Genomic DNA, 22,692 nt, shown 5'->3' on the forward strand with positions numbered 1-22,692 from the left:
TTTAACACTGACCAAATGCCAAGGGGCCAGCACATGAAGAAAATCACTTTGCCAGAGCGCCCAAATTGGCGCGACCATGCCCGCGAGGTTGGCTTCAGCTTTGCCGATATGCATGGCGAACCCTATTGGGACGAATCCTCGGCCTATGCCTTTACGCTGGACCAGATCGAGACCGATATTGAGGACCCCGCGACAGAGCTGCACGCGATGTGCCGCGAGGCTGTTGCCCATATCCTTGCCAATGAACCGCTGATGGAAAAGCTGGCCATCCCCGAGGCACACCGCGACCTGATCGCCACAAGCTGGCGACGCGGTGATCCTGAAATCTATGGGCGGTTTGATTTGGTTTATGACGGCAAGGGGCCAGCCAAGCTGTTGGAATATAACGCAGATACGCCGACCTCGCTGTATGAAAGCGCTGCCTTTCAATGGCAATGGCTGGAGGATCAGCTTGCCGCCGGCGTGTTGGAGCCGGGCTCTGATCAGTTCAACGGGTTGCATGAGGCGCTTGTGGAACGGTTCAAAGCTGTGTTTGAACCGGAAAGCGAGCTGCATTTCACCGCCATTGGTGGCAACCCCGAAGATTACGCCACCGTAGAGGCCATGGGCTGGGCCGCGCGTGAGGCAGGTTTGGGCGCGCATTATTGCGACCTCGAGAAAATAGCCATCAGCAAGGACGGTCAGTTTCTGGATGACGAAGACCGTGTGATCGGCGTGCTGTTCAAACTCTACCCTTGGGAAGACCTTTTGCGCGATGAATATGCCAACCATATCGCGGGCTCTCGCTGTCTGTTTCTGGAACCGGCATGGAAGGCGCTTTTGTCCAACAAAGGCCTATTGCCCGTGCTTTGGAGTATGTTTGAGGGCCACCCCAACCTGCTGCCCGCTTTCTTTGAGGCCGACATCAACGACGCGCTGGCCGGTCGTGGCCCCGCCGCGCCGGATATTGCCGAAAGTTTCGGGCGCGCGGCTGACCAGCTTGCCAAGGGGCATGTCTGCAAACCCGTCTTTTCACGCGAAGGGGCGTCCGTCTCTATCATCAAAAACGGGGAGTTGGTCGAGGAGGCGCAGAATAATGCCTACGCCGAACATCCGCGCATCGTCCAAGCCTACACCCCCTTGCCGCAGTTTGAGGGCTTTCGCCCCGTGATCGGCGCATGGATTATTGGGGAGACCTGCGCGGGCATCGGCATCCGCGAGGATCGTTCCCGCATCACCCAAGACCTGTCGCGCTTTAAGCCGCATTTTATTTCTGCGTGAACTGCGCTAAGTGCATAACTGAATTTGACGAAAAGGGAGGCTTGCCACAATGAAACGTTCCAGCCGCGTTGCCATCACCATTATGGGCGCTGCCGCCTTCACGCTTGCGGGCTGCCAAGAAGAGCAGGTCGATGCGCAGGCCTTTCCTGACCTGCGAAGCTGCATTAACGCCGCCCAAAACGGTGGCATGTTCACCGCCGAGGATTGCGACGCCTCCTTTGCCGAGGCAGAGGCCCTGCATGTTGAGGCGGCCCCCCGCTATGACAGCATTGCCGTTTGCGAAGAGCAGCACGGCGAAGGCGCTTGCGGATCGGAAGAGGCGGCCACCCAAGGCGGATCGGGCAGCATCTTTATGCCTTTGATGATGGGTTATCTTATCGGCAATATGCTGGGGGGCGGACGGGGTGCTGCGGCCAGTCAGCCTATGTATAAAACCGCCGACGGGAAATATACCAACGCCGCACGCTCCAGCACGTTTTCCAGCAACTCAGGGGCCGGGAAGCTAAGCACGTCGCAATTCACCAAGCCTGCCGCGACCGCAGGCAAGGCACCGATGACCCGCGCAACCGCCACATCGCGCGGTGGGTTCGGCTCTTCCAGCTCGGGGCGCACCAGCTCTGGCGGTTAAGTGGGCAGCTGGCCTTTTAGCACGTAGCGCAGGATCTGGGCGACTTGGGCGGGGTGTTCCACCACGGCCAAGGCGGCTGCGTCCACCTCTTTGAGGGCGTGCTGATGGTCCGCGCCATGCAGCACGATCAGTGATTTGCCAAGGGCCGCCGCCTGCCCCGCATCAAACGCCGCATTCCACTGCTTGTACTTATCGCCAAAACGCACCACGACCACATCCGCCGCCGCCAGATCGTGCCGCGTGCGGATTGCGTTCAGCTTGGCACCTTTGTGGTCATGCCAGAACTTGTTTTCCTCGGGGCCCATAATGGCCACGCCGCAATCATCCGATGCCGCATGATCGGTAACAGGGCCGCTGAACACAACATCAAGACCTTCGCAGCCCGCGGCAATCTCATCCCGCCAATTGCTGTGAATCTCACCTGCAAGATATACGTTTAGCGCCATAATCGCCTCCTCTTTTGTCGCAACCTAACAGCGGTGCGGGTGAAGGCCAACCCGCAGTAAGTGTTGCGCAACCCCGCCATGATTGGTAACCAAAACTTACCACACACAGGAGCCGCCCCATGCCCGTAATCACTTGCATCGATGACCTGAAGCGCCTGCACAAACGCCGCACGCCGAAAATGTTCTATGATTACGCAGAAAGCGGCAGCTACACCGAACAGACCTTTCGCGACAACACATCAGATTTCGCAAAGCTGCGGCTGCGCCAGCGGGTTGCGGTGGATATGTCAGGCCGCAGCACCCAAAGCCAGATGATCGGTGAAGATGTCGCAATGCCCGTCGCCCTCGCGCCGGTCGGATTGACCGGAATGCAGCACGCCGACGGTGAAATTCTGGCCGCCAAAGCCGCCGAGAAAATGGGCGTGCCCTTCACCTTGTCGACCATGAGCATCTGTTCCATCGAGGATGTTGCCGAGCATACAACCAAACCCTTCTGGTTTCAGGTCTATACCCTCAGGGATGATGATTTCATGCGCCGTCTGTTTGAACGCGCACGGGCGGCAAATTGTTCGGCCATCGTTATCACGGTGGATTTGCAGATATTGGGACAGCGCCACAAAGACCTCAAGAACGGGCTGTCGGCCCCGCCCAAGCTGACGCCTGCCTCCATCGCCAATATGATGACCAAGGTGCAATGGGGCCTTGGCATGTTGCAAACCAAGCGGCGGTTCTTTGGTAATATCGTGGGCCATGCCAAGGGCGTCTCTGACCCCACCGATCTGGCGGCTTGGACGGCAGAGGCCTTTGATATGTCGCTTGATTGGGCGCGGATCGCGCAATTCAAGGAAATGTGGGGCGGCAAGATCATTCTGAAAGGCATCATGGATGCCGATGATGCCCGCAAAGCGCTGGCTGTGGGGGCCGATGCGATTGTGGTTTCCAACCACGGCGGGCGACAACTGGATGGTGCGCCCTCCGCAATCTCGGCGCTGCCAAGCATTATTGATGCGGTTGGCGACAAGATCGAGGTCCATATGGATAGCGGTATCCGTTCAGGGCAGGATGTGCTCAAGGCGCTGGCATTGGGGGCCAAGGGCACCTACATCGGGCGTGCTTTTGTCAACGGGCTGGGCGCGATGGGTGAGGCAGGCGTGACCAAATCGCTGGAAGTCATCCAGAAAGAGTTGCTGACAACGATGGGCCTTGTGGGCGAACGCCGCATTGACGGCCTTGGGCGGCATAACCTTCTAATACCCAAAGGGTTCGAAGGCGATTGGGAGGAATGACGCACTTTCCCGCATATCCGCGTCAAGAATAGCAAAAGACCCGAGTTTTAACGGCCAAAGCTGTTTTTCTTCTTTCACCGAAGGCGATTCCCAGCTATGGACCCCAAGTCGCGCCGCACACCCTTGGAGGGCGGCGGACTTAACATATGGAGAATTACAATGGCAAAAGAGATCCCGGATCTTGTAGCCGAGGCACGCGTGGGGACAGGCAAGGGGGCCGCCCGCCAAGCTCGTCGTGACGAAATGGTGCCCGGTATTGTTTATGGTGGTGGTGCTGACCCGTTGCCGCTGAACATCAAGTACAACTACTTGATCAAGCACCTGAAGGCAGGCCGTTTCCTTTCGACCCTGTTCAACCTCAAGGTTGAAGGTCAGGAAGACGTGCGCGTTATCTGCCGTCACGTTCAGCGCGACGTTGTAAAGGACATTCCTTTGCACCTCGACCTGATGCGTTTGCGTCGGACCAGCCGCATCAAGCTGTTCATTCACGTGGACTTCATCAACCACGAAGCAGCCCCCGGCCTCAAGCGCGGCGGCACTTTGGTTGCTGTGCGTAACGAAGTTGAACTGGAAGTCACCGCAGGCGATATCCCCGAAAAGATCACTGTTGATCTGACCGGTCTGAACATCGGCGACGTGGTCCACATCCAAGACATCAAACTTCCCGCAGGCGCCAAGCCAACGGTTGACCGTAACTTTGTTATCGCGAACATCTCGGCCCCATCGGGCTTGCGTTCCAGCGACAACGAAGAAGGTGATGATGCCGAAGAGGCAGCAGCCGAAGAATAATCCGCAGCCCTAGGGCCGGATATGAAGGCGCGGCGGGGCAACCTGCCGCGCCTTTTGCTTTTTCGGCAGCGGCTGTTATAGACGGCCTGACAACAACAAGGATCGTGCGATGAAACTCTTTGTCGGTCTGGGCAATCCCGGCACGAAATATGCAGGCAACCGCCACAATATCGGCTTCATGGCGATGGACCGGATCGCGGCCGACCATGGGTTCACCCCGTGGAAAAAGGCGTTCAAAGGGCTGGTGTCCGAAGGGCGGTTGGGGGACGCGCGTGTTCTGCTTTTGAAACCGGAAACCTTCATGAACCTGTCGGGGCAGGCCGTGCAATCGGCGATGGCCTTTCACAAGACCGCGCTGGAAGACGTCGTGGTTTTCCATGATGAGCTGGACCTCGCCCCCGGCAAGATGCGCCTCAAACAGGGCGGCGGCCATGCTGGGCACAACGGGCTACGCTCCATCCATGCTTGTGTCGGGGAGGCTTACGGCCGTGTGCGTCTTGGCATCGGCCATCCGGGCCATAAGGATGCGGTTGCCAATTACGTGCTACATGATTTCGCCAAGGCCGATCAGGACTGGCTGGATGACCTGCTGCGTGGATTGTCCGACGGGGCAGAGGCACTGGCCGCAGGCGACGGGCCAAAATTTTCTAACGCTGTGGCCCTGCGCACCGCCCCCCCGCGCCCCTCTACCGGACAGGCGCGCCCCGAGGGCAAAACCCCGCGCAAACCGCCAGAACCGAAACCCGTCAAGCCCGAAGCCGCCCCCGAAACAGACAGCCGCAGCGCCTTGCAAAAATTGGCCGATAGGTTTCGCTAACCACCTGTGGTATCTATATATGTTCAGGGCTGGGAGGGAATATCATGACCAAATACCAATCGACCAACGTACTAGGCGAGGCATTAGAAAGCTGTTCCACATCGCCCGTTACCGGATTTTTTCGCAACGGCTGCTGTGATACCAGCGCGGATGATGCCGGTATGCACACCGTCTGCGCCGTGATGACAGCCGAGTTTCTGGCCCTTTCGAAATATCTGGGCAATGACCTGTCCACACCCCGCCCCGAATTCGGCTTTGCTGGCCTAAAATCCGGGGATCGCTGGTGTCTTTGTGCCGCACGGTTCTTGCAAGCGCATGAGGAAGGGGCCGCACCCCGCGTACACCTCGCCGGCACCCATATTCGCACATTGGAAATCGTCAGCCTGAAAATCCTGCAAAGCTATGCATTGGACTAGCTGCGGCAGCATGACACTTGCAGCAAATGCCGCAGCGGTCTAATCCTACAAGCATGAGCTTGGCGCGTTTCCCCATTTCGCATGAACAGATCGACCTTGTCGTCGCCAGCTTTTACGCGCGCGTTCGCGCCCACCCCAAGCTTGGCCCCGTGTTTACGTCCCATGTCACCGACTGGCCAGAGCATGAGGCGAAAATCGCCCGTTTCTGGCGCAATGCGATTTTGATGGAGCGGAGCTATAACGGCAATCCGATGGCGGTTCATGCCGCTGCGGGTAATGTGCGGCCCAGTATGTTTGAGCCGTGGCTGGAGATGTTCGACATCACCCTGACCCAACATCTGCCACCTGAAACAGCGGCGCAATGGTCCGCACTTGCGCATCGTATCGGACGCGGTTTGCGCTATGGCTTGGTACAGCACGACGCGCCCAAGGGTGAGGTGCCGCGCTTTTAACGCGCCACCCCTACGGCCTCAAATCTTCATGTCAAAGCCAAGGTGCTTTGCCACGGTAAAGATATCCTTATCGCCACGACCACACATGTTCATCACGATGATATGGTCCGCAGGCAGATTAGGCGCGATTTTCATCACATGCGCCAGCGCGTGGCTAGGCTCCAACGCCGGGATAATCCCCTCCAAGGCACAGGAAAGCTGGAACGCCTCCAACGCCTCGGCGTCGGTGATCGCCACATATTTCGCGCGGCCCGTATCGTGCAGCCAAGAATGCTCCGGCCCGATACCCGGGTAATCGAGGCCCGCACTAATGGAAAAGCCCTCCAAAATCTGCCCGTCATCGTCTTGCAACAGATAGGTGCGGTTGCCATGCAACACGCCAGGGCGGCCACCGGAAAGTGAGGCGCAATGCTCCATCCGGTCATCGACACCTTTGCCGCCCGCCTCTACCCCGATGATATTCACCGAAGGATCATCAAGGAACGGGTGGAACAGCCCCATCGCGTTGGAGCCGCCGCCAATAGCCGCGATAAGCGTGTCGGGCAGGCGGCCCTCGCCTTCTTGCTCGGGCAGTTGCCAGCGTACTTCTTGGCCGATAATCGATTGAAAATCACGAACCATCGCCGGATAAGGTGCCGGCCCTGCGACCGTTCCGATGCAATAAAACGTGTCGCGCACATTGGTCACCCAATCGCGCAGCGCGTCATTCATCGCATCCTTCAACGTACCACGGCCAGAGGTAACGGGAACCACCTCAGCCCCCAAAAGCCGCATCCGGAAAACATTGGGCGCCTGACGTTCAACATCATGCGCGCCCATGTAAACCACGCATTTCAAACCGAATTTCGCACAAACGGTGGCGGTCGCAACACCGTGCTGCCCCGCACCGGTCTCGGCGATAATACGGGTTTTGCCCATACGGCGTGCAAGGATGATCTGGCCCAAAACGTTGTTGATCTTATGCGCGCCGGTGTGGTTCAACTCATCCCGCTTGAGATAAATCTTGGCGCCGCCAAGATGTTTGGTCAGCCGTTCCGCATAATAAAGCGGCGAGGGGCGGCCAACGTAATGCTTCCACAGGTCATCCATTTCGGCCCAAAATGTCGGGTCCGTCTTGGCGAATTCATACCGCTCTTCCAGCTCTAATATCAGCGGCATCAGGGTTTCAGAGACGAAGCGTCCCCCGAAGATCCCGAAACGACCGGACTCATCCGGGCCGGTCATGTAGCTATTCAATCCATTCTCGGCCATCTGTTCCTGCCCTTCGTTCAATCCTACGTGCCGCGCCAAATCATCGACGCCGCAAAAACCTAAGTCACCCACTGATCTAGCGCAGCCAAGCACAGTTGGAAAGGTTTCGCGTTAGCTTTGGTCCAGCCGCTTTTTGAACCCGATATGAGAGGGCGCATACCCCGCCCGCTCATAAAACCGCTGCGCATCCTCGCGGGTTTTATCGCTGGTCAGCTGGATCAATGTGCAACCTGCATGGGTCGCGCGCATTTCGGCATCGCGCATCAACGCAGAGCCAACGCCCTCGGACCGGACCTTGGCCGCCACACGTACCGATTCCACCTGCGCGCGTCGGCTGGCGCGCAAGGAAAGACCGGTGATGAAGGTAAGCTGATAGGTTGCGACGACGCGGCCATCCGCCTCGCCTACAATCAACGCATTGCCATATTCATAGGACATCGCGTCAAAAGCGGCGGTATATTCCGCAATATCTGTGCTTTCACGGGCTTGACCCAAAGCATCGTCGCGCAACAACGCGACGATAGCAGGGACATCGGCACGAAGCGCCTCACGCCAACGGATCATGTAGCAGCCCTCACAAATTTTTCCATTTTTGCCGCATCCTTCAACCCCGGCGCGCTTTCCACACCAGAGGAAACATCAACCTGCCGCGCACCTGTCAGGCGGATCGCCTCGGCCACGTTTTCAGGTGTCAGCCCCCCCGCCAGCATCCAAGGACGCAACCATTTGCGCCCCACCAACAAGCGCCAGTCAAAAGACAGCCCGTTTCCGCCGGGCAAATCCGCGCCCTTAGGGGGCTTCGCATCAATCAAGATTTGATCGGCCACAAGGGAATATTCCGTCAGCATCGCAAGATCACCTTCATCCGCGACACCGATCGCCTTCATGACCGGCAAGCCGTAACGCTCGCGGATTTCCGCCACGCGTTCGGGCGTCTCCTGACCGTGGAGTTGCAGCATATCAAGCGGAACGGCATCAATAATCGCGTCCAGCGTGGCATCATCGGCCCCCACAGTCAGCGCCACTTTGGCAAGGCCGGGCGGGGCAGCAAAGGCCAAAAGGCGTGCTTGTTCCAGCGTCAGATTACGGGGTGATTTGGGAAAGAAAACAAACCCGGCATAGCCAGCGCCAGCAGCAACAACAGCCGCCATATCCGCAGCACTGCGCAGGCCGCAGATCTTCACCCTTACATCTGCCATGCCTCAGCCCGCCTTGGCAGGACGGTCCAGAAGCGCCAGAACCTCATCCTTGGGTTCGAGATTGGCGCGACGCAGAGAGTCCAGTTCACGCTCCAGCCGCTTTACCTCACGGGCGCGGGCGGTCGCGGTGGCGCGGTGCTTGTGCTCGCGGAACCATTCCCAGACGAAACCGATCATCAGACCGGCGATGATGCTGGCAAAGATCACCATATAAAGCGGCACGGTCAGCATAAAGTTCAGATTGGCAAAGGCCGCAATATCCGCCGGCAATGCGTTCAAAGTTACAGCACCCCGGTTGGCCAAAGCCACCGTAAGCAACACAATGGCCAGCGCGGCCAGAAACACATAACGCAAATAGCGGATCATCTTGGACCTTTACCTTCCGTTCAATCTGTCGCGCAACAGTTTGCCGGTCTTGAAGAAGGGAACCTTCTTGTCTTCAACCTGCACCGATTCCCCCGTGCGCGGGTTTCGTCCGACTCTCGCATCACGCGACTTGACCGAGAACGCGCCAAAACCGCGCAGCTCAACCCTGTCACCATGCGACAGCGCCTCAATAATTTCTTCGAATACTGTGTTGACGATACGCTCTACGTGGCGCTGCGTCAGGTGCGGATTTTCATCTGCAATCTTTTGGATCAGTTCTGAACGAATCATCCCTTTAGTCCCCCCGTGAGGCCAACAACGGCTTTGGCACCGTCGAACATTTTATGTGCTAACTATAGGGAAAAATCGTTCCCTGACAAACAGGAAAACCAAGTAAGTCTATGCATTTGCAAAGATGTAGCAAAGGCCCCGCAAAAATGCGGGGCCTTCGATAAGATTTACAGGGCTTTAACAGCCTCTGCTCATTCCTTGTCGCCTTTCAGTGCGGCACCAAGGATATCGCCAAGCGATGCGCCCGAATCGGAAGAGCCGTACTGTTCCACGGCTTCTTTCTCTTCGGCTATCTCGCGGGCTTTGACCGAAAGACCCAAACGGCGGGTCTTGCCGTCCACGTTGGTCACGCGCACGTCGATCTTGTCGCCAACGCCGAAACGCTCAGGGCGCTGGTCGGCACGGTCACGCGACAGGTCGGAACGACGGATGAAGGATTTCATACCGTTGTAATCCACCTCGATGCCGCCCTCTTCGATCGCGGTCACTTCAACCGTGATGATGGAACCGCGCTTCACGCCGTCAACCGCGTCGGAGAAGGTATCTTCGCCAAGGGCTTTGACCGAAAGGCTGATACGCTCTTTTTCAACGTCCACTTCGGTAACAGCGGCCTGAACCGTGTCGCCCTTGCGGTAGTTGGCAATCGCGTCTTCGCCGCGCTGGTCCCAAGACAGGTCGGACAGGTGAACCATGCCGTCGATGTCGTTATCAAGGCCAACGAACAGACCGAATTCGGTGATGTTCTTAACTTCGCCTTCGATGTTGGTCCCGATTGGGTGGGTTTCTGCAAACACTTCCCATGGGTTACGCTGCGTCTGCTTGAGGCCGAGGGAAACGCGACGCTTGGCGCTGTCGATTTCCAGAACCATGACGTCAACTTCTTGGCTGGTGGAAACGATCTTGCCGGGGTGTACGTTTTTCTTGGTCCAAGACATCTCGGAGACGTGAACCAGACCCTCAACACCGGCTTCCAATTCGACAAATGCGCCGTAATCGGTGATGTTAGTGACACGGCCTTTGTGCACGGTGCCAAGGGCATACTGCGTTTCAACCGCATCCCATGGATCCGACTGCAACTGCTTCATGCCAAGGCTGATGCGGTGTGTCTCTTTGTTGATTTTGATGACCTGAACCTTAACGGTTTCGCCAATCGCCAAAATCTCGGACGGGTGGTTCACACGGCGCCATGCCATGTCAGTGACGTGCAGCAAGCCGTCAACGCCGCCCAGATCAACAAACGCACCGTATTCGGTGATGTTTTTGACAACGCCGTCAACAGTTTGGCCCTCAGTGAGGTTGCCGATAACTTCGGCACGCTGCTCGGCACGCGATTCTTCGAGGATGGCGCGGCGCGACACAACGATGTTGCCACGGCGACGGTCCATTTTCAGAATCTGGAACGGCTGCTTCATGCCCATCAACGGGCCGGCATCGCGCACAGGGCGCACGTCAACCTGAGAACCAGGAAGGAACGCAACAGCGCCGCCCAGATCCACAGTAAAGCCGCCTTTGACGCGGCCAAAGATAGCACCATCAACGCGGGTTTCATCAGCGTATGCACGCTCCAACCGGTCCCAAGCTTCTTCGCGCTTGGCCTTGTCACGTGAAATCTGTGCTTCACCACGAGAGTTTTCGACGCGGTCAAGGAACACCTCAACTTCGTCGCCGACTTCGATCTCAGCAGTTCCGCCGATTTCGGCAAATTCTTTCAGATCAACGCGGCCTTCCATTTTGTAGCCGACGTCGATGATGGCCTGGCCCGCTTCAATCGCGATAACCTTGCCTTTGACAACAGACCCTTCTTGAGGGGTGTCAATTTCGAGGCTCTCTTCCAAGAGTGCTTCGAATTCTTCCATGGAGTTCATAGTAGCCATTAAAAATAGTTTCCTTTTCGTCGTTTTGCTGGCCTTGCGGTTGTCTCCGCCGGTCTTGGAATGGGATCACGCCGAAAAGCCAAAAGCGCACTGACTTGCAGCACGCATGGAATCTCGTCAAGATTGCGCGGGTATTAACGCGGAAAAGCCTTTATGGCAAGGGTAAGACGACACGTGCAAGACGGCTTGGGGCAGGTTACGCCGCCCCAAGCCCCTTCGGTCAATCCACAACCGTCACAAAGTCTTCCATCGGACGGCGCACCTTTTTCGCACCCTGCAACCAGTCGCCCTCATTAGCACGGTAGCCCAAAGGCAAAATCGCCACCGAACGCAGGCCACGTTCGCGCAAGCCAAGGATTTCATCGAACTTTTCGGGCTCGAACCCTTCCATCGGGGTTGCGTCCACCTCTTCAAAAGCGGCGGCCGTTACGGCAAGGCCAAGGCCGATATAGGCTTGGCGCGCCGCATGTTCAAAATTAGTCCGCGCATCGCGTGGCAAATAAGATTGCTTGAGGCGGTCAAAATATCCCGTCAGCGTGTCGGATTTCATCCCGCGCTGCTCTTCGGTCATCGACAGCACGCTATCGATTCGCGCCTCGGTGTAATTGTCCCAAGCGGCGAAAACCAGAACGGCGGTGCTATCGGTGATTTGCGCCTGATCAAATCCTGCCTCGCGCAGTTTCGCGCGGATCTCGGGGTTCTTGACCACGATCACCTCAAACGGCTGCAACCCGCTAGAGGTGGGCGCAAGGCTTATCGCCTGCAAAATACGGTCCAGCTTTTCTTGCGGGACAGTTTTCGAAGGGTCCATTTTCTTGGTGGCATAGCGCCAGTTCAAACGTTCGTTCAACATTGGGTATTCCTATTCTCCGCCACCTTGGCGTGCTTTTTTTTCTATGAGATGTACCTATGCCGTCGCAGCTGTGCAGAAAACGCGCATAGGCGCAAAGCGACTGTGCGGAAATCACATAGGTCGTGCTGCTGAATGCGATCAGCGCCGCGCCGAAACCTCTGCCACAGCCCGCGCAACCGCATCCTCTACCGTCATCTCGGACGTATCGAGGGTAATCGCCCCCTCGGCAGGTTTCAGTGGGGCATCAAGGCGGTTCATATCGCGGTCATCGCGTTCGCGCACTTGGGCAAGTATATCTGCGAAATCAGCGCCTTCACCCAGCTCCAGCCAGCGGCGGCGGGCGCGGATCTCGGCGCTGGCGGTGACGTAAAGCTTCACATCGGCATCGGGGCAAATCACCGTGCCAATATCGCGCCCGTCAAGAACCGCGCCCCCCGCACGGCCTGCAAAGCTGCGCTGGAAATCGACCAATGCGGCGCGCACTTCTGCGATTGCAGCAACACGGCTGGCCGCCTGCCCCGCCTCCATGCTGCGCAGATCGTCGCGGGCCAGATCAGCCTCGGTCAGGTTGCGGGCAGCCTCTACCGGATCGCCGCCCTTAACGCCAACGGCACGGTACAAAAGCCCCGTATCCAGATGCGCAAAGCCGAAATGCGCCGCCACGGCGCGGCTGATCGTGCCTTTTCCCGCCGCAGCAGGGCCGTCAATCGCAACAATAAATGTCATGTTCAAACCTTCTGCCTAATCCAGCGCCGCGCTTATCGCAGTCCAAAGCGGCTCTACCGGTTCCACCCCCACCGAAAGGCGGATAAAGCCGGGGGCCACATTATCACCCCAGCGCGCACGCCTTTCGCCCGCCGTATGGGTGCCGCCAAAGCTGGTCGTCTGCGTCATCAACGGGCAAGCCGAAAGGAAGGTCTCGGCGGCATCCTCAGAGGCCATCTCGAACCCGATCAAAAAGCCGAAACCCGACATCTGCCGCCGCGCCAGCTCATGCGACGGGTCATCCGCCAAACCCGGATAGCGCACATTGGAAACGGCGGGATGCGCGGCCAACCGTTCCGCGATGATCTGCGCCGAGGCGCACATACGTTCCAGCCGCACTTCCAACGTCTCTATCCCGCGGTGCAGCAGCCACGCCTCGAACGCGCCGGGCACAGCACCGGAAAGCTTGCGCCAGTTGCGCACCCGTTCCTCAAGCGCCGCATCACGGGTGGCGACATGACCAAAGAGAATATCCGAATGCCCCGCCGGCGCCTTGGTATCAGCGGCCACAACCATATCCGCGCCCAGATCAAGCGGACGCTGCAACAGCGCGGTCATGGTCGTGTTATCCACGATCAACAGGCCCCCCGCCGTACGCACCCGCTGCGCCAGCAACGCAATATCGCAGCAATCAAGCCCGGGATTGGACGGCGTTTCCAAAAACACAACCGCCCCGCCAGACAGATCAGCCGTCTCCATCTCATGGGTGGGCAGCGCGATCACCTCCACCCCGTAAGCCGCCAGAAAATCAGCGGAAAAAACCCGCGTGACGTAATAGCCATCTGCCGGAATGATCAGCCGTTTGCGATCGGTCAGCACCGCCATCAAGGCCGCAGAGATCGCCGCCATACCCGAAGGAAAGGCCACGCAAGGCGCATCCTCCAGAATGCCAAGCTGTGTCTCTACCGCCTCCCATGTCGGCATCGAGACGCGGCCGTAGCTATGGCTCGCGCCTTCGGTTTCGGGCAAATGATAGGTGGTGGCCGACACCAAAGGCGGTGCAATCGGCTCTCCTTTTTCCAGCATGGCCGCACGGTGATGCAGCAGCTTGGCGAAACGCTCTTTTCCTCGGGGGTCCATCAAATCAGGCCTTTGTCAGTGTCGCGCCAAGGCCCGTCATCAGACCTTCAAACAGCGGGAAGGATGTCGCGATGGGGGAGGCATCATCAATGGAAATCGGTGCCACGCTCGCCATGCCGGCGACAAGGAAAGACATCGCGATCCGGTGATCCAGATGGGTGGCACAGGTCGCCCCCCCCGGCATAGATCCCGGTCCGCGACCGTGGACAATCAGCGTATCCTCATCCTCTTCAACCATCACACCGCAGGCCTCAAGCCCGCGTGCCATCGCGTCGATCCGGTCGGATTCCTTGACCCGCAGCTCCTTGATGCCGCGCATCACCGTGCGTCCCGTGGCATTGGCCGCTACAACCGCCAGAACCGGATATTCATCGATCATCGAAGGGGCACGTTCCGGTGGTACCTCAATCCCTGTCATCTCGGAAAACTTCACCCGCAGATCGGCCACAGGTTCGCCGCCCTCTTCGCGCGGATTTTCAAATGTGATGTCGGCGCCCATTTCCACCAGCGTCAGGTAAACCCCGTTGCGCGTCAGGTTTTGTGAAACCCCTGGCACGAAAATATCCGACCCCTCTACGATCAGGGCCGCACAGACAGGAAAGGCCGCAGATGATGGATCACGCGGCACCGCCACCACTTGCGGGCGCAGATCCGGCTGGCCGGTCAGGGTAATCACATTGCCCTCGTCGGTTTGCTCCACCACCAGCTCTGCGCCAAAGCCCACAAGCATACGTTCGGAATGGTCACGCGTTGCCTCACGTTCAATCACCACGGTCTGGCCCGGCGCGTTCAACCCCGCCAACAGCACCGCCGACTTCACCTGCGCTGAGGGCATCGGCGTTGTATAGCGCACCGGCACCGGATTGGCCGCGCCCACCAAGGTCATCGGCAAACGGCCACCGCGGCGCCCGTAGGCTTGCGTGCCAAACAGCGCCAGCGGGTCCGTCACGCGCCCCATGGGCCGTTTGCGCAAACTGGCATCGCCGGTAAAGGTTGCCGTCATCGCCGTGGTTGCCATCGCGCCCATGATCAGGCGCACACCGGTGCCGGAATTGCCAAAATCAATCACGCCCGTCGGTTCACGAAACCCGCCGACGCCAACGCCATGCACAGACCATGCACCTTGCCCGTGCTGCGTTACCTCGGCCCCAAAGGCGCGCATCGCACTGGCGGTATCCAGCACATCCTGCCCTTCCAAAAGGCCGGTGATCCGTGTTTCACCCACGGCCATCGCCCCGAAAATCAACGCGCGGTGGCTGATGGATTTATCGCCCGGTACCTCGGCCCGACCTATCAAAGGCCCGGATTTGGTTGCGGTCATCACTTGGGCTGGGCCGTGGCCTGACATATCGCTCTCCTGCAAAATCTGGGGGTTTGATAGCCCAAGCGGCCCAGCCCGTCCATGCACCTATTGAAGATCGCCAAAGGCCGCCTTGAGCCGCGCGACCGCCTCCACCACCCGCGCGCGCGGGGTGGCAAGGTTGAAGCGCATCCAGCTTTCGCCACCCTTGCCAAAGCTGGGGCCGTGGTTCGCCGCAATCCGCGCGTCTTTTTGCACGCGAGCGGTGAACTCTTCTCGGGTCATGCCGGTGCCGGAAAGATCAACCCATGCCAGATAGGTCGCCTCCATATTCATCGACGACAGACCGGGGATCGCATTCACGCCTTCATCAAAAATCCGCTTGTTTTCCGCCAGATAGACAATCAGCGCATCAAGCCATTCGGCCCCCTCGGGTGAATAGGCCGCCGTCGCCATCATCAACCCGAAAGAGTTGGGCGAAATACCAAGCCCGCCCATCACCGCCGCAAACTTGGCCCGCAAACCCGCGTCATGGATGATGACATTGCCGGTATGGCTGCCTGCGATGTTGAAGGTCTTGGTCGTCGCCGTCATCACCACCAAACGATCGGCAATATCGGGCGCGGCAAGCGGCATAACCGTATGCTTATGGCCCGCAAAGACCAGATCGTGGTGGATCTCATCCGAGACGACAATCAGGTCATGGCGCTTAGCGAAATCGGCCACGCCGCGCAGCTCCTCGGCGGTCCAGACCTGCCCGCCGGGGTTATGCGGCGAACACAGGATCAGCATCCGCTCGTTCCCCGTCATCTGGCTGTCCCAAGCGGCGAAATCCATCACATGGCGACCGTTTTCAACCGGCAACTGGCATTCCACCACCTTGCGGCCAGCCGCCAAGATCACCTTCGCAAAGGCGTGGTAAACCGGCGTCATCAGCACCACACCGTCGCCCGGCTCGGAAAATGCCTGCACGCACAGGCCCGTGCCGTTGACCAAACCATGCGTGGTGAAAATTGCGCCTTTATCCAGATCCCAGCCGTGGCGATTCTTCATCCACCACTGGATCGCGGCCAGATAGGCGCTGTCATCTCCAAAATAGCCATAGATCCCATGGGCGGCCATATCCTCAACGGCCTTTTGCACACAGGCCGGGGGCCGGAAATCCATATCTGCCACCCACATCGACAAACCATCCTGCGGGGATACGCCATAAAGCGCCTCCATCGCGTCCCATTTGACCGAATGTGTACCGACACGGTTGATCTCTTCATCAAAATTCATGGCGTTTCCCCGATTGTTTGCGCCACCCTAGCGGCAGGTCCGCCGCCGTTCCAGCCCCCGAATGTGCGGGTTACAATCCCACAGTTGTTGCAAAATCCGGCCAACCAAAGCAGGACAGGATTGCACGCCCGCGCATAACGCCTTACATCGTCGCCCATGAAACGCCCCATCTTGATCCATCCCGACCCGCGCCTGAAGAAAAACTGCCTCCCCGTTGAGGCGGTCTCGGCCGAGGTTGGTCAATTGGCCGAAGACATGCTGGCCACCATGTATGACGCCCCCGGCGTCGGGCTGGCCGCGCCGCAAGTCGGCGTGATGCAACAACTTTTGGTCATGGATTGCGTCAAAGACCCGGACCAGTCACCGCGCCCCATGGTCATGATCAACCCCAAGGTCACATGGTCGTCCGAGGATGTTTCGGTCTATGAAGAGGGCTGCCTGTCCATACCCGAACAATACGCCGAGGTCACCCGCCCCGCGATGGTGCGCGTGGAATGGCTGGGCCTTGATGGCAAACCCCAAGAGGAAGAGTTCGAGGGCCTTTGGGCCACCTGCGTCCAGCATGAAATCGACCACCTGTACGGCAAGCTTTTCATCGATTATCTTAGGCCGCTGAAACGCCAGATGATCACCCGCAAGATGGAAAAGCTGAAACGTGAAATGGCACGGCGCGGCTGATGGCGCTTTTGCCAATCTTATTGATGCCCGATCCGCGTCTGCGCGCGGCCTGCGCGCCGGTGGATGCGTTTGATGCGCGCCTGAAACAACTGGCCGATGACATGCTCGACACCATGTATGCCGCCCCCGGACGCGGGCTGGCGGGGCCACAAGTCGGTGCGATGATCCGGCTGTTCGTGATGGACACCACTTGGAAAGAAGGGCGGCCAAACCCTTTGGTTTTCATCAACCCGGTGATCAAAAACAGCCACGGCACGGCCATCAATACCGAAGGCTGCCTGTCCATCCCGGACCGCACTGTTCGCATAGAACGCCCCGACGTTGTGCATTTGGCATGGCGAGACCTTGCCGGCCGCGCCTGCGAAGGGTTTTTCGAAGGTATTGCCGCGACCTGTGTTCAACATGAACGCGACCACCTTGATGGGGTCTTGTGCATCGACTACCCCGATTTACCCGAGGAAACATCATGACCGCCCGCCTCTGCATCCCTTGGCCTGACAAACGCTTGCAAACCCCCGCCGCCCCCGTTGAGGCCATCACCGATGAGGTCCGCGCGATCTGGGCCGATATGGTCGACACGATGGAGGCCATGCCCGGCTATGGCCTTGCCGCCCCGCAGATCGGCGTGATGCAGCGGCTGGCGGTCGTCGACGGCTCTACCGAACGCGGTCAGGCCGTCTTGATGGCCAATCCCGAAATCCTTCACGCCTCGGCGCAGCCCCGTGACCATGATGAGGCCAGCCCGAACTTGCTAGGGGTTTTCGCCACCATCACCCGCCCGCGGGCTGTCACCGTCCGGTTCCTGAATGCGGATGGCGAGATGGAAGACCGCGATTTTGTGAACCTCTGGGCCACCAGCGTTCAGCATCAGATCGACCATTTGAACGGCAAGATGTATTTCGACCACCTCAGCAAGACCAAACGCGATATGTTGCTGAAAAAGGCCCGTAAACACCGCTAGCCCCCACCCAGACCAAAGGACAAACCGATGCGCGTGATTTTCATGGGAACCCCGGATTTTTCCGTTCCGGTGCTTGAGGCGCTGGCCGAAAAGCATGAGGTGGTCGCCGTCTATTCCCAACCGCCCCGCCCCGCCGGACGCGGCAAGAAAGACCGCCCCTCGCCCGTGCATCAACGCGCCGAAGCGCTTGGCCTGCCCGTTCATACCCCCGCCTCATTGCGCAATGAAGAAGCCGCGAAAACCTTTGCCGATCTGGGTGCCGATGTGGCCGTGGTGGTGGCTTACGGGTTGATATTGCCGCAAAACATTCTGGATATGCCGCAGCATGGCTGCCTCAATATCCACGCCTCGCTTTTGCCGCGCTGGCGTGGGGCGGCCCCGATCCACCGCGCAATTATGGCCGGCGATAAGGCGACCGGCGTTTGCATCATGCAAATGGAGGCGGGGCTGGACACCGGTCCCGTGCTGCTGCGCGCGCAAACCCCCATCGACGCCACAGAGACCACCCAAGACCTTCACGATCGCCTATCCACTATGGGGGCCGGACTGATTGTAGATGCATTGGATGAACTGCCAAGCCTGACCCCCACACAGCAACCTGATGCAGGCGTGACCTATGCCGCCAAGATCGACAAGGCCGAGGCGCGCGTGGATTGGTCCCAACCAGCCGAAACCGTCGACCGCCAGATCCGCGGCCTGTCGCCTTTTCCCGGTGCGTGGTGCGATGTAGCGGGTGAGCGGGTGAAGCTTCTGCGGTCCCGCCTCGGCAATGGCCAAGGCGCGCCGGGGCAGGTCTTGGATGGGTTCACCGTGGCTTGCGGTTCCGGCGCTGTGGAGATTTTAACCGCCCAGCGCGAAGGCAAGCGCCCCGCCGAGGCCCAGGATATTCTGCGCGGCTTCAGCCTGCCCGAACGCCTGTCATAATCCAGCCCCTATGCGGCCAAGCCCGATCAAAGCCGCCCCAAGGCCAAGGAACGCCCTATGAAAACAATCATATTTTTCATTGTCCTAAGCGGCCCCATAGGCTTTTTGGTGACCGGCTTTCTGGAAATGCAAACCGATACCGTGACGACATTCGGCGTCGGCCTTGCCACATGCGCCTTGGCCTGGGTGCTTTTTCGGGTGATGATGGCATGGATGATGGCCCTGATTATCCTTGGGGCCGCCATCGGTGCCTTTGTTATATGGATGTAGCCGCCCTAGTTTTTTGACAGATACCCCACCGGTGCTGTTTCATCCTGCACGAAGTCAAGCGCCGCCTTCTGCGCCACATGGCTGCATCGTTTGAAATCGCAGATCAGCTCCCCGTCCTCGGTGGTAGAGGCGATCACAAGGCATTGGGAAATATGGTTTGCCCCGTCATAGATATCGATCAGCCCGCGCAGATTGATCGTGCTATCTGCATCCAGCGCCAATCCGTTTTCCCACATCCGCAACACCGGGATCACCTCATCCCCGACATGCACCCGCAACCGGGAACGCCGCTTTTGGTCACGCTTCTGCGCGGCCATCAAACCGTCCCTGATCTCTTGAGGTAAAAATTCCAGCATGATGTACCCTTTCGTTAACGCCTAGTTTGATCGCATATGTTTAAAAATCAAGTTAAGGTTTTGTGGCACGGCCAAAGACCTAAAATCCGGCGTTGCGTTTTGACCTAAAATCGGGTCTCTCCCCCACACCCAACCCAAGGCCCTAAAGATGAGCGCTGCCCTCCTTCTTCCCGCCCTACTCCTTGATGCCACCCTGGGAGAGCCGAAGTGGCTTTGGGATCGCTTTCCCCACCCTGCCGTCTTGATGGGACGGGCCGTGGATTACGCTGACCGGCGGCTGAACCACGGTACGGCACGGCGTAAAAAGGGCATTCTTGCGATGCTGGTTTTGGGGCTTGGTGCATGGATATTGGGGGTAATCATCGCCGCCATACCAGATTTCGGTGTATTAGAGGTTATCGCGGCAGCCATTCTGCTCGCCCAGCGCTCCTTGGTGGATCATGTGCGCGCCGTGGCGGACGGGCTGCGGACCTCATTGGCTGAGGGTCGGCGCGCGGTTTCCATGATCGTGGGGCGTGACACCGCCACGATGGACACGCCCGCCGTAACCCGTGCCGCGATAGAAAGCGCCGCCGAGAACCTGTCAGACGGGGTTATCGCGCCTGCCTTCTGGTTTCTTATCCTCGGGCTTCCGGGGCTGATGTTGTATAAAATCACCAATACCGCCGACAGCATGATCGGCCACCGCACCCCACGCCATGAGGCGTTTGGCTGGGCCGCAGCGCGATTCGATGATGTGCTGAACTGGATACCCGCACGGATCACAGCGATTCTGATCGCGGTCAGCCATATGCAGTTTGAGGCAGGACCGATCTTGCGCGATGCGCCCTTGCACCGTTCTCCCAATGCCGGCTGGCCCGAAGCGGCGATGGCCGTGGTCCTCAACATCTCTCTCTCCGGGCCGCGCAGCTATCACGGCAAGATGCAGGATTTCCCTTGGGTCTGGGCAGAGGGGGGCCGCACCCCCGGCCCCGATCAGATTGATGCCGCCTGTTCCGCACTCTGGCGCGCATGGGGGCTGATGCTGCTGGTCACTGCGGTGGCCGCCAGCATCTAAGCTTGCTAGTCTGTGCCAAACCAATGCCGGAGATCCCGATGCGCGCCCTTGCCTTGCTTGCCGCCCTGACCACCAGCCCCGCCCTTGCCGCCCCCTGCGGCGGGCCGTTTGGCGCGTTTCTAGGTGCGATGAAAACCGAGGCCACAAACCTTAGCCGCGCCGAGGCAGACCGTTTCTTCGACCGGCTGTCCCAAGATCAAAAGGTCTTGCAGGCCGACCGCCGCCAAGGCGTTTTTCGCAAACCCTTCACCGAATTTGCCCGCAGCTTGATCAGCCGGAACCGTCTTGAAAACGGTCTCGCCAACGCCAAAAAGCACGCCAATATCTTTGCGCTGGCGGAAAAGGACTACGGCATCCCCGCTGGTATCTTGCTGGCGTTCTGGGGGTTTGAGACCGATTACGGCGCGTTTCAGGGCGATTACAACACCGCCAATGCGCTGGCCACATTGGCCCATGACTGCCGCCGGCCAGAGCTGTTTCAACCACAGCTCCTTGCCGCCGCGACCCTGTGGCAACGCGGAGAGTTTGACCCTGCCACCACGACGGGCGCATGGGCCGGCGAGATTGGCATGGTGCAAATGCTGCCCTCCGATATTCGGGCACATGGGGTGGACGGCGATGGCGACGGTAAGGTCAGCCTAAAGACCTCTGCCGCGGATGCGTTGCTGTCGGGCGCGCGGGTGCTGCAGGGTCTGGGCTGGCAGGCGGGGCAACCTTGGCTGCAAGAAATCACCCTGCCCGCCGATTTCGCGTGGCAGGACACCGGCCTGCGCACCACCCGTCCAGCATCGGAATGGGCCGCGATGGGCGCGCAGCCCCGTGCGGGCCAGTTTGCCGACCTTCCCGCGTCGATCATCCTGCCCGAGGGGCGCAAAGGGCCGACCTTTATCACCTATCCCAATTTCTCGGTGTTGTTTGAGTGGAACCAGAGCTTTGTCTATGTCACCACGGCCGCCTATTTCGCCAACCGTTTGATGGGCGCGCCGGTGTTCAATGCCGGAAACCCCGATCCGCAGCTTTCCCTGGAAGAGACCAAGACCCTGCAACAAAAGCTGCAATCGCGCGGCTATGATGTTGGCGGCATTGACGGCATCCTTGGCACAAACACACGGGATGCCGTGCGCAAAGAACAACAGCGCCTTGGCCTTCCCGCCGACGCTTGGCCCACCCGCGCGTTGCTGGAGGCACTGTGACCGCTTGGGGCATCTGCACAACCGTCAAGGCGCCCGCCGCACAGGTGCAAGCCTTTGTGGCCTATCACCTTTGGCTGGGGGCTACCCATATCTGGCTGCATTTCGACGACCCCGATGATCCGGCGGCAGAACTGTTCGATCATCCGGCCGTTACGGTCATTCGTTGTTCTGACGCCTATTGGATGGACTATATCGGCAGGCGACCGCCCAAGCATCAAAACCGGCAAGCGCGAAATGTGCAGCGGGTTTACGCGCTGACGGATCTGCCCTGGCTCGCCCATATTGATGTCGATGAATATATCACCTCACAAACGGATATAGGCACGGTACTGGACCAAACCCCGCCCGATCAGCCAATGCTGCGCATGGCCCCATGGGAGGCGCTGCATGATCCCACACTGCCCGATGATATCTTTACCGCCCGCCAGTTTCGCGCCGCCCTGAACGGCAAACATAATGCCGCGGCCCGCGCGCGCGTTTTCGGCGAATATGCAGCACTTTTGTCCGACGGCGTTCTGTCCCATTCTGCGGGCAAATGCTTTTTCCGTATAGGTCTGGCGCGGTTTGAACCCCGTCTGCACGGGGCCTTTCGCGCAGGCGAGCGGGTGCAAGGCGTGCCCTTTTCAGATGATATCCAGCTGCTGCATTTCCACGCCCAAGACCCTGCCCCTTGGCGCGAGCGCCTAGAGTTTCGCCTGACGCGCGGCGCCTATCAATTCAACCCGCCGCTGCAAGAATGGCTTCTGGCGGCAGACCCCGCCGCGATTGACCGCTTTTATTTGGAAACCCAAACCGCCACACCCGAAGCCCTTGCGCGATTACAAGCCGAGGGCGCCCTGCGCGAGGTCGCGCTTTCGCTGCGCCAAAAAGTTGCGGCTATGGGTTTGAATTAACCTGCG

General features: G+C 59.1%; 28 protein-coding genes. 15 read left to right on the top strand and 13 right to left on the bottom strand.

The genetic code is table 11. From position 1 onward, the window contains the following. Positions 1–33: 33 nt before the first annotated feature. Entirely contained in the window at positions 34–1,260 is a 1,227-nt protein-coding gene (locus tag EOK75_RS17595) for a glutathionylspermidine synthase family protein (protein ID WP_137195318.1), read from the top strand. A 49-nt stretch (positions 1,261–1,309) separates the two neighbouring features. Then, complete coding sequence (locus tag EOK75_RS17600) at positions 1,310–1,888, top strand: DUF1190 domain-containing protein (RefSeq protein ID WP_137195319.1); 579 nt, start codon at positions 1,310–1,312, stop codon at positions 1,886–1,888. Here EOK75_RS17600 and EOK75_RS17605 read toward each other — a convergent pair. Further along, positions 1,885–2,334, bottom strand: coding sequence for a YtoQ family protein (locus EOK75_RS17605; RefSeq protein ID WP_137195320.1), 450 nt, complete (start codon positions 2,332–2,334; stop codon positions 1,885–1,887). The genes EOK75_RS17600 and EOK75_RS17605 overlap by 4 nt on opposite strands. A gap of 119 nt (positions 2,335–2,453) precedes the next feature. Here EOK75_RS17605 and EOK75_RS17610 point away from each other — a divergent pair, with 119 nt between their 5' ends. The 5 genes from EOK75_RS17610 to EOK75_RS17630 all read left to right on the top strand — a co-directional run bounded on the left by EOK75_RS17610 (position 2,454) and on the right by EOK75_RS17630 (position 6,094). Next, entirely contained in the window at positions 2,454–3,620 is a 1,167-nt protein-coding gene (locus EOK75_RS17610; RefSeq protein ID WP_137195321.1) for an alpha-hydroxy acid oxidase, read from the top strand. Positions 3,621–3,779: 159 nt separating this feature from the next. Beyond that, positions 3,780–4,409 carry a 50S ribosomal protein L25/general stress protein Ctc gene (locus tag EOK75_RS17615; RefSeq protein WP_137195322.1) on the top strand — a complete coding sequence of 210 codons (630 nt, stop codon included), beginning with the start codon at positions 3,780–3,782 and terminating at the stop codon, positions 4,407–4,409. A 109-nt stretch (positions 4,410–4,518) separates the two neighbouring features. Beyond that, positions 4,519–5,226 carry an aminoacyl-tRNA hydrolase gene (gene pth / locus EOK75_RS17620; protein WP_137195323.1) on the top strand — a complete coding sequence of 236 codons (708 nt, stop codon included), beginning with the start codon at positions 4,519–4,521 and terminating at the stop codon, positions 5,224–5,226. A 44-nt stretch (positions 5,227–5,270) separates the two neighbouring features. Further along, complete coding sequence (locus tag EOK75_RS17625; RefSeq protein ID WP_137195324.1) at positions 5,271–5,642, top strand: DUF2237 family protein; 372 nt, start codon at positions 5,271–5,273, stop codon at positions 5,640–5,642. A 53-nt stretch (positions 5,643–5,695) separates the two neighbouring features. Beyond that, positions 5,696–6,094 (top strand): group III truncated hemoglobin, encoded by a 399-nt coding sequence (locus tag EOK75_RS17630; protein ID WP_137195325.1) that lies wholly within the window; start codon positions 5,696–5,698, stop codon positions 6,092–6,094. 18 nt (positions 6,095–6,112) lie between these two features. Here EOK75_RS17630 and trpB read toward each other — a convergent pair whose 3' ends face one another. The 11 genes from trpB to EOK75_RS17685 all read right to left on the bottom strand — a co-directional run bounded on the left by trpB (position 6,113) and on the right by EOK75_RS17685 (position 16,354). Continuing rightward, on the bottom strand, positions 6,113–7,345 hold the full coding sequence (gene trpB, locus EOK75_RS17635) for a tryptophan synthase subunit beta (protein ID WP_137195326.1): 1,233 nt from the start codon (positions 7,343–7,345) through the stop codon (positions 6,113–6,115). Between the two features lie 111 nt (positions 7,346–7,456). Continuing rightward, on the bottom strand, positions 7,457–7,909 hold the full coding sequence (locus EOK75_RS17640; protein ID WP_137195327.1) for a GNAT family N-acetyltransferase: 453 nt from the start codon (positions 7,907–7,909) through the stop codon (positions 7,457–7,459). Continuing rightward, entirely contained in the window at positions 7,906–8,544 is a 639-nt protein-coding gene (locus EOK75_RS17645; RefSeq protein WP_137195328.1) for a phosphoribosylanthranilate isomerase, read from the bottom strand. Before EOK75_RS17645 ends, EOK75_RS17640 begins: the two co-directional genes overlap by 4 nt. A 3-nt stretch (positions 8,545–8,547) precedes the next feature. After that, positions 8,548–8,910: a lipopolysaccharide assembly protein LapA domain-containing protein gene (locus tag EOK75_RS17650; RefSeq protein ID WP_338053356.1), complete on the bottom strand. Its 363-nt coding sequence runs from the start codon at positions 8,908–8,910 to the stop codon at positions 8,548–8,550. 9 nt (positions 8,911–8,919) lie between these two features. Beyond that, a complete protein-coding gene (gene ihfB, locus EOK75_RS17655) occupies positions 8,920–9,201 on the bottom strand; it encodes an integration host factor subunit beta (protein WP_137195329.1) in 282 nt (93 codons plus the stop codon). 191 nt (positions 9,202–9,392) lie between these two features. Beyond that, positions 9,393–11,075 carry a 30S ribosomal protein S1 gene (rpsA, locus tag EOK75_RS17660; protein ID WP_205965510.1) on the bottom strand — a complete coding sequence of 561 codons (1,683 nt, stop codon included), beginning with the start codon at positions 11,073–11,075 and terminating at the stop codon, positions 9,393–9,395. A gap of 220 nt (positions 11,076–11,295) precedes the next feature. After that, positions 11,296–11,928, bottom strand: coding sequence for an NAD(P)H-dependent oxidoreductase (locus EOK75_RS17665; RefSeq protein ID WP_137195330.1), 633 nt, complete (start codon positions 11,926–11,928; stop codon positions 11,296–11,298). Between the two features lie 138 nt (positions 11,929–12,066). Next, positions 12,067–12,654 (bottom strand): (d)CMP kinase, encoded by a 588-nt coding sequence (locus EOK75_RS17670; protein WP_137195331.1) that lies wholly within the window; start codon positions 12,652–12,654, stop codon positions 12,067–12,069. 15 nt (positions 12,655–12,669) lie between these two features. Further along, positions 12,670–13,773 (bottom strand): cystathionine gamma-lyase, encoded by a 1,104-nt coding sequence (locus EOK75_RS17675; protein ID WP_137195332.1) that lies wholly within the window; start codon positions 13,771–13,773, stop codon positions 12,670–12,672. Positions 13,774–13,777: 4 nt separating this feature from the next. Continuing rightward, on the bottom strand, positions 13,778–15,121 hold the full coding sequence (gene aroA, locus EOK75_RS17680; protein ID WP_137195333.1) for a 3-phosphoshikimate 1-carboxyvinyltransferase: 1,344 nt from the start codon (positions 15,119–15,121) through the stop codon (positions 13,778–13,780). A gap of 60 nt (positions 15,122–15,181) precedes the next feature. Beyond that, on the bottom strand, positions 15,182–16,354 hold the full coding sequence (locus EOK75_RS17685) for a MalY/PatB family protein (RefSeq protein WP_137195334.1): 1,173 nt from the start codon (positions 16,352–16,354) through the stop codon (positions 15,182–15,184). Positions 16,355–16,510: 156 nt separating this feature from the next. Here EOK75_RS17685 and def (EOK75_RS17690) point away from each other — a divergent pair, with 156 nt between their 5' ends. The 5 genes from def (EOK75_RS17690) to EOK75_RS17710 are packed head-to-tail and all read left to right on the top strand — an operon-like array spanning position 16,511 to position 19,187. Continuing rightward, the gene (gene def, locus EOK75_RS17690; protein ID WP_137195335.1) at positions 16,511–17,032 is read left to right on the top strand and encodes a peptide deformylase; all 522 of its coding nucleotides are present in this window, start codon (positions 16,511–16,513) and stop codon (positions 17,030–17,032) included. Beyond that, positions 17,032–17,502 carry a peptide deformylase gene (gene def, locus EOK75_RS17695; RefSeq protein ID WP_137195336.1) on the top strand — a complete coding sequence of 157 codons (471 nt, stop codon included), beginning with the start codon at positions 17,032–17,034 and terminating at the stop codon, positions 17,500–17,502. Before def (EOK75_RS17690) ends, def (EOK75_RS17695) begins: the two co-directional genes overlap by 1 nt. After that, positions 17,499–17,993, top strand: coding sequence for a peptide deformylase (gene def, locus EOK75_RS17700; RefSeq protein WP_137195337.1), 495 nt, complete (start codon positions 17,499–17,501; stop codon positions 17,991–17,993). The genes def (EOK75_RS17695) and def (EOK75_RS17700) overlap by 4 nt, the downstream gene beginning before the upstream one ends. 27 nt (positions 17,994–18,020) lie before the next feature. Then, positions 18,021–18,917, top strand: a complete 897-nt coding sequence (gene fmt, locus EOK75_RS17705) for a methionyl-tRNA formyltransferase (RefSeq protein WP_137195338.1) — start codon at positions 18,021–18,023, stop codon at positions 18,915–18,917. A gap of 57 nt (positions 18,918–18,974) precedes the next feature. Next, the gene (locus EOK75_RS17710) at positions 18,975–19,187 is read left to right on the top strand and encodes a hypothetical protein (RefSeq protein ID WP_137195339.1); all 213 of its coding nucleotides are present in this window, start codon (positions 18,975–18,977) and stop codon (positions 19,185–19,187) included. A gap of 5 nt (positions 19,188–19,192) precedes the next feature. On the opposite strand, the gene EOK75_RS17715 is transcribed toward EOK75_RS17710, so the two are convergent. Next, positions 19,193–19,543 (bottom strand): hypothetical protein, encoded by a 351-nt coding sequence (locus EOK75_RS17715; RefSeq protein ID WP_137195340.1) that lies wholly within the window; start codon positions 19,541–19,543, stop codon positions 19,193–19,195. 148 nt (positions 19,544–19,691) lie between these two features. On the opposite strand from EOK75_RS17715, the gene cbiB reads away from it, so the two are divergent. The 3 genes from cbiB to EOK75_RS17730 are packed head-to-tail and all read left to right on the top strand — an operon-like array spanning position 19,692 to position 22,686. Continuing rightward, positions 19,692–20,600, top strand: coding sequence for an adenosylcobinamide-phosphate synthase CbiB (gene cbiB / locus EOK75_RS17720; protein WP_137195341.1), 909 nt, complete (start codon positions 19,692–19,694; stop codon positions 20,598–20,600). 38 nt (positions 20,601–20,638) lie between these two features. Next, positions 20,639–21,793, top strand: a complete 1,155-nt coding sequence (locus tag EOK75_RS17725) for a lytic murein transglycosylase (protein ID WP_137195851.1) — start codon at positions 20,639–20,641, stop codon at positions 21,791–21,793. Beyond that, positions 21,790–22,686 carry a glycosyltransferase family 2 protein gene (locus tag EOK75_RS17730; protein WP_168199287.1) on the top strand — a complete coding sequence of 299 codons (897 nt, stop codon included), beginning with the start codon at positions 21,790–21,792 and terminating at the stop codon, positions 22,684–22,686. Before EOK75_RS17725 ends, EOK75_RS17730 begins: the two co-directional genes overlap by 4 nt. Positions 22,687–22,692: the final 6 nt, after the last annotated feature.

Origin of the sequence: Pseudorhodobacter turbinis, assembly GCF_005234135.1 — a bacterium.
Classification (GTDB): Bacteria; Pseudomonadota; Alphaproteobacteria; order Rhodobacterales; family Rhodobacteraceae; genus Pseudorhodobacter; species Pseudorhodobacter turbinis.